Genomic DNA, 5,558 nt, shown 5'->3' with positions numbered 1-5,558 from the left:
GCCATCTTAATAGCTGCGGTTGATACAATCTTGCTTCCTATTTCTACCGGCCATCCACCTTTATATCCACTTTCTGATTAATTTTGGTAGCGTGGCAAAAGTATCTTTAGTTTTAGCTCTGGTAATGGTGTTTAGCCTGGTAGGATGCAGTAATAACTCGATATGTGGTTAGCTGATATAGTTGAAAAATAAATTCTGCAAGTTAACAAGAGGACACTTATTCTACATTTAACATATAGCATCTACTTTTGGTGAAAAAGGCGAAAGGCGTTAAATTAAATCTGATTAATATGAGGATTATCTTCTACTTATCGTGTTGTTGCAATACACTGTCTGCAAAATCACTACGTTTAATATCCACTGCAATTTCGCTGTCCACATACTCAATGGCACCAGTCCAGCAGAACTTAACACACTGAGGATCGCCTCCGCAGAGATCGCACTTAAAAGCTATACCCTTCGCTGCATTAAAGTTCATATGTCCGAACGGGCAAGCCTGAGCGCATTGGCGGCAACCAATGCAAAGCTCGGCTCGAATGCTTACATCACCAGTCTCATGGTTTTTAGTTATAGCCCCTACCGGGCACACGTCCAAACAGGGCGGTTTTTCACAAAAAGCACAGGTAACCGGAACATTTAATGCTTCCCGACGGTAACGGACTATCCTGATTCGAGAAAGAGCAGGGGAACAGGCATTTTCGTGGACTAATGAGCACACCATCTCACAGGTTCCACAACCCACACATTTATAATAATCAATAAAAAATCCCTGCGTATTCATTTCCCAACCTCCTCCGTTGTTATTGCCAGTATTTGTCTATCGCCAGCATCCACGGCATATTCTTCAACAGCGCAGGGCTGTTTATAATCCGTTTTATCTCGGATGGCGCAATCATTTTTTTCATGAAGTAAAGTAGAGGCCCCATAGCTTCCATGCTGCCAACTGCTTGAATACCCATTATTCGCTCGTTCTTGATCAAGATACGATGGTAAGTATTCTCCGTCTCTTTCTCAATAATCTTTAGCCCGGTTCTGTCCAGTTCTTCTTCCAGCAGGCCAGCAGCCATGCAGGGCTTCCCATATGCTTCTTCAGCAATTAGCTTGAGCGCTCCCGGGTAAATAATCTCCTCCCCAAGGCAGTTTCGAGCCGCAACTTCTGCCTGAGCTTTCGCGCAAGACCACAGCAAACACAAAGCGGGTTTGCCGGTAAGCAAATCCGAGGTCTCAACGCAATCTCCGCAGGCATATATTGCAGGATGGCTGGTTTTCATTTGCAAATCCACCTTTATTCCGCCCAGGCCACCTATTTCTATTCCCGCTGCTCTGGCCAGTTCCGTATTCTGACGAACGCCGGCCGCCCAGATTACAGCATCGCAGCTAATTCTACGGCAGTCGGTAATCAGTCCTTCAGCTCTATTTTTGCCAATTACTTCCCGGGCTTTTTCACCGGTGTGTATCTCAACGCCATTTTCCTCCAATATATTTCTTATTAGCATGGCCGGTTGCTCATCAAATAAACGCGGCATTATGCGGGACATCATCTCGATAATGCTTACCTGACATCCCCTGGATGCAAGCGCCTCAGCCACTTCAATACCAATGTTTCCTGATCCGATTACCGCAATGCGCCTGGGGTTGTAAGAGAGAATTCGGTCAATATCGTAAACAGATTTAATGACAAAATTACCAGGCAGCTCTGTTCCAGGAATATTCGGCAGTATCGGCCGGCTGCCGGAAGCTATGATTAAGCGGTCATAAAACAGCAACTTTCCACCGGCGCTTACTGCCTGACGGTCAGGTTTGATATCCTCAACCGCCTGGCCCAGGCATATTTCAACCCGGTGTCGATCTAACGAACTTCTAAGGAAAAGCTGGTCGCGTTTGATCCAACCGACCAGATAATCGGGCAAGGCACATGCGGAATAGAAGGGTATTGATTCAGCGCCCAGTATGGTAATTTCGGCTTCCGGATCGTAATTCTGGATGGTCTGGGCCGCCTGATTGCCAGCTGCACCATTGCCGATAATGATTATACGCAAAACACTTAACCCTCCTTCCCGGAAAACTTAAAGACCTCAAGCAAGGAGGTTCCAAACCTTTGCAAAGCTGCCTGATTGCGTTTTTTATCTGCTTGATCCCCCGGGTAGTCATAAGTCAAGGCATGATTGGGGCAATATTCAACACATAGCGGCCTTCCTCCGCACAAATCACAATTAACCACTTTTTCCTGAATGACATCGAATACGGCTGCGTCAAACGGGCAAGCTAATTCACAAGCACGACATCCTATGCAGTGATATAAATCACGAACAGTTATATCACTGCCCGGTTGCTTGTAAATGGTGTTCATCAGGCAAGTCAAAATGCATGGCGCTTCCTCACATTGGGTGCAACACACGGCATAGAAAGCTTCTCTTTCCATATCATTAACAATTTTGATGCGACTTTGATAATGATTCCACTGCCCACAGTGCTCAAGCGCGCAAACCAACTGGCAAAGGCCACAGCCATCGCAAAGCGAAGCATTGTGATATAATCTTTTCTGCTTCATACTCTTCTCCTCCACCAGCTAATCACTAATCCCGGGGTATGGATTAAATACCGAGTCTTTTTTCTGTTTCCGGCAAAGGATGACCAGTACCGGAATCCCAGCCCCGGGCCTGCCAGTATTGCTCCAAAACAGCCTGCACTTTATCTTCATCCACAATATTACCGGACTGGAGTTCACGGTAAAAGCGGCGCGGGAACTTGCTATCACTGGCAACCTCTCCATGCCGGATGTTGAATAGTTTCATAAGATTCCAGGCTCTTTCCGAACCCATCATCAGTTCATCCGGACTCATAGGTATCCCGGTCATACAAGTATACAGCTCTGCCAGAATAGTGGGTCCTATAGTTTCCATTACCGGCGGTCGAATACATATACCGACCGAGTTGTATAGATTAATCAGGTCTTCCGCCCATTTGGACATAATGGCAATATCAACCGTATCACTTTCCAGGTCTATAGCTGCGGATTTTAAATTTTCAGGCATATCCAGGCGGTCATACATGGGCTTCTTAAATCCAAATCTCTCTTTTTGGTAATAATGCAGGTTTTCATTATAACGCAAATTTTCAACCGGATTGCGACAGCGTAGATGATCCCCGCCCCGAATATTGGTAAGCATGCCTAAGGTCCAGGTTGACCAGCGCCCGCGGGGATCGATCATGGGCACCTCCACTCCCTTGACATGAATGGCATAATCATCTGCTCCCGGCCAGTGTTCTGCTGCCCTTTTTACCCCTTCAGCCAGAATATCCCCGATTCCCTGCCGCAAAGATATATCCCTAAGCAAGGCAAAGGCAGCGTCATCATCCCCGAAAGCAAGCTCGTAACCCACATCATCCTTGTTGATGATACCTTTTTGATAGAGTTCCATGGCAAAAGCAATTACGCTCCCTGAGCTGGACATATCGATACCGTAACGCTGGCACAGCTCGCTGGATTTGATGGAAGCTTCCGTACTCAGACCGACATTTGACGAATAGGATACCGTGGGGGTAATCTCCATATCCTTTACCAGCGTACCTGCGTATTTGCCTTCGTTTATTTCTGCCAAATGCCCACAGGCAATGATGCATGATTGACAGGCAATATGCCGGCTGCCGTATATATCTACTATTTGCCGCCCGGCTTTTTGCTTCCAATCCGGTAAAGTCCCCCGGGAATAATTGTGTACTGATAAAGCATTGAATCCACCGTAGGGAATGGTGGCATTCATGGTCCCATAAGCACAAAATGCCTGGTAAGAAGATGCCGATTTTATCAACTTTTGTCCTTTGGCGCTTAACTCCAAGACCCCTTGGGGATCAGCGGGTACTATTGGTTTTGACCCTCTAACAACTACTGCCTTTAGCTTTTTGGAGCCCATGACCGCCCCCATCCCGGTACGCCCAAATCCATCATAATATCCGTTTTCAATACTGGCAAAGCGCACCAGGTTTTCCCCGGCCTGACCGATTAACATAATTTCAGCTCCATAGTGGCGAGCTTTAAGCAGGTCTATACTCTCCCATGCATCTTTTCCCCATATGAAAGAAGCTTCTTTGATTTCGGTCGTATCTTCTTCGATTAAAAGGTATACAGGTTTTTGCGCCTGGCCTTTGATAATCAACCCGTCATAACCGGCACATTTCAAGCGAAGGCCTAAAAAGGCGCCGGAATTTGATGATCCAAATCCATCGCTTAACGGGGATTTGGCTGAGACTTCCATACGCGAAGCGGTCGGGAACGGTGTTCCGACTAAACAGCCGACACTGAATACCAAAACATTGTCAGGGCCGAGAGGATCAGCGCCTGCGGGTATCTCATCATATAATATCCGGGCATTAAATCCGATCCCGCCTATATAGTCCCTGGCAAGGTCCGGCTCGAGCTTTCTTGTCTTTATTTTTTGAGTACTCAGATCAACTTCCAGCATTTTTCCGGCATAGCCAAACATAAACTCCCCACCCTTCTCTTCATTATCAAGGCAGTTATCTTTTCGCCTCGTATATTAATCAATCAGCAAAATAACAATTATATGTAAAGCCCATATTTATAAAGCGAATTAAATTAGATTGTATACCAATTATATATTCATAAATGGGGATTTACAAACACTTCTCAAAGCAACTTCGTTTTAATATCCACCAAAACCGTCCCTAAGGGGTTCTTGGAAACATTAGGTGTGCTTCCTTCTGGGGCGTTACCGGTGTCTATTGGAGCCAACCACTGGCCGTAGCTTTATTCCGACATACTCTCCGGCATATTGTTGTGGAGGTTGTTAACAGGCTAAGTTTTTCAGTCCAGCCTCCCCCAGGATGAAAGCATGACTTCTAAAAAGCGTATAATTGTCAAAGATTTCGTACCAAATATATCCCCTTCATTACTTAAACAACAAAGTGAGGGTTTGATGTGCTCCATAAGAAAAAAGTTATTATCGGCATCATTTTATCATTAGCTGTTATAACAATAGGGGTGGTGGCAGTCTTAATAAATGCTAATCCCAAACTAACATTAATTACACCCGATACTAATAAGCCCAGCAAAATGCAAAATACCAGCGAAGACGGCCAAATGAACCAGCAAAAATTATCCTCAGAACAGCTTAAGTTAAGAACAAAATACTATTACTTGCTCAAAGAACTCGATAACATGCGCTTTTTCAGTGATTTTTCACTGCCGGAAAAGATCCCGGCAGAAGAACTGTTGTTATTTGGTTATATGAAAGCTTTGGAGGCAGGTTGGCAAGAGGATTCCGGAGCTGTAAAGCTGGCCAATATTAATACCTTCACCGAAAAGCACATTAATCGTACCCTTTCGATTAACATAGATACCTCTTATTTTACATACGATGCTAATGGTGACAGCTACCTTCCGACCGGCTGGGATTTTCACGGGTCTGAGCCGCACTATTTAGCCAGGATATCTAATAATCCTGATGGTTCTGTTACCGCAGTTTTTGATGTATATTTGTTCGGCGAATCCGATATATTGGATAATAAATCACCTGAGGAATATATTGCCGATACCT

General features: G+C 45.2%; 5 protein-coding genes. 1 reads left to right on the top strand and 4 read right to left on the bottom strand.

What is annotated here, in order from left to right:
• Positions 1–304: 304 nt before the first annotated feature.
• Genes PHP87_RS10430 through PHP87_RS10415 form a run of 4 tightly spaced genes read right to left on the bottom strand, consistent with a single transcriptional unit; the run spans position 305 to position 4,484 of the window.
• Positions 305–781, bottom strand: a complete 477-nt coding sequence (locus tag PHP87_RS10430; RefSeq protein ID WP_299921100.1) for a 4Fe-4S dicluster domain-containing protein — start codon at positions 779–781, stop codon at positions 305–307.
• A 19-nt stretch (positions 782–800) separates the two neighbouring features.
• Complete coding sequence (locus PHP87_RS10425) at positions 801–2,039, bottom strand: FAD-dependent oxidoreductase (protein WP_299921098.1); 1,239 nt, start codon at positions 2,037–2,039, stop codon at positions 801–803.
• Between the two features lie 5 nt (positions 2,040–2,044).
• The gene (locus PHP87_RS10420; RefSeq protein WP_299921096.1) at positions 2,045–2,551 is read right to left on the bottom strand and encodes a 4Fe-4S dicluster domain-containing protein; all 507 of its coding nucleotides are present in this window, start codon (positions 2,549–2,551) and stop codon (positions 2,045–2,047) included.
• 43 nt (positions 2,552–2,594) lie between these two features.
• On the bottom strand, positions 2,595–4,484 hold the full coding sequence (locus tag PHP87_RS10415) for an aldehyde ferredoxin oxidoreductase family protein (protein ID WP_299921094.1): 1,890 nt from the start codon (positions 4,482–4,484) through the stop codon (positions 2,595–2,597).
• A 455-nt stretch (positions 4,485–4,939) separates the two neighbouring features.
• Between PHP87_RS10415 and PHP87_RS10410 the strand changes: the two genes are divergently transcribed.
• Positions 4,940–5,558: hypothetical protein (locus PHP87_RS10410; protein WP_299921092.1), on the top strand; the 619-nt coding region annotated here is incomplete at its 3' end.

The organism is Syntrophomonas sp., from assembly GCF_028707975.1.
GTDB lineage: Bacteria > Bacillota > Syntrophomonadia > Syntrophomonadales > Syntrophomonadaceae > Syntrophomonas.
Note: the sequence above shows the minus strand (reverse complement) of the source record. Positions and strands in the feature narration are given on the sequence as shown.

Excerpts from the sequence above, each read along its gene's own strand:
- PHP87_RS10420 (WP_299921096.1), bottom strand. The coding sequence starts at position 2,551 with ATGAAGCAGAAAAGATTATATCACAATGCTTCGCTTTGCGATGGCTGT.
- PHP87_RS10415 (WP_299921094.1), bottom strand. The coding sequence starts at position 4,484 with ATGTTTGGCTATGCCGGAAAAATGCTGGAAGTTGATCTGAGTACTCAA.
- PHP87_RS10430 (WP_299921100.1), bottom strand. The coding sequence starts at position 781 with ATGAATACGCAGGGATTTTTTATTGATTATTATAAATGTGTGGGTTGT.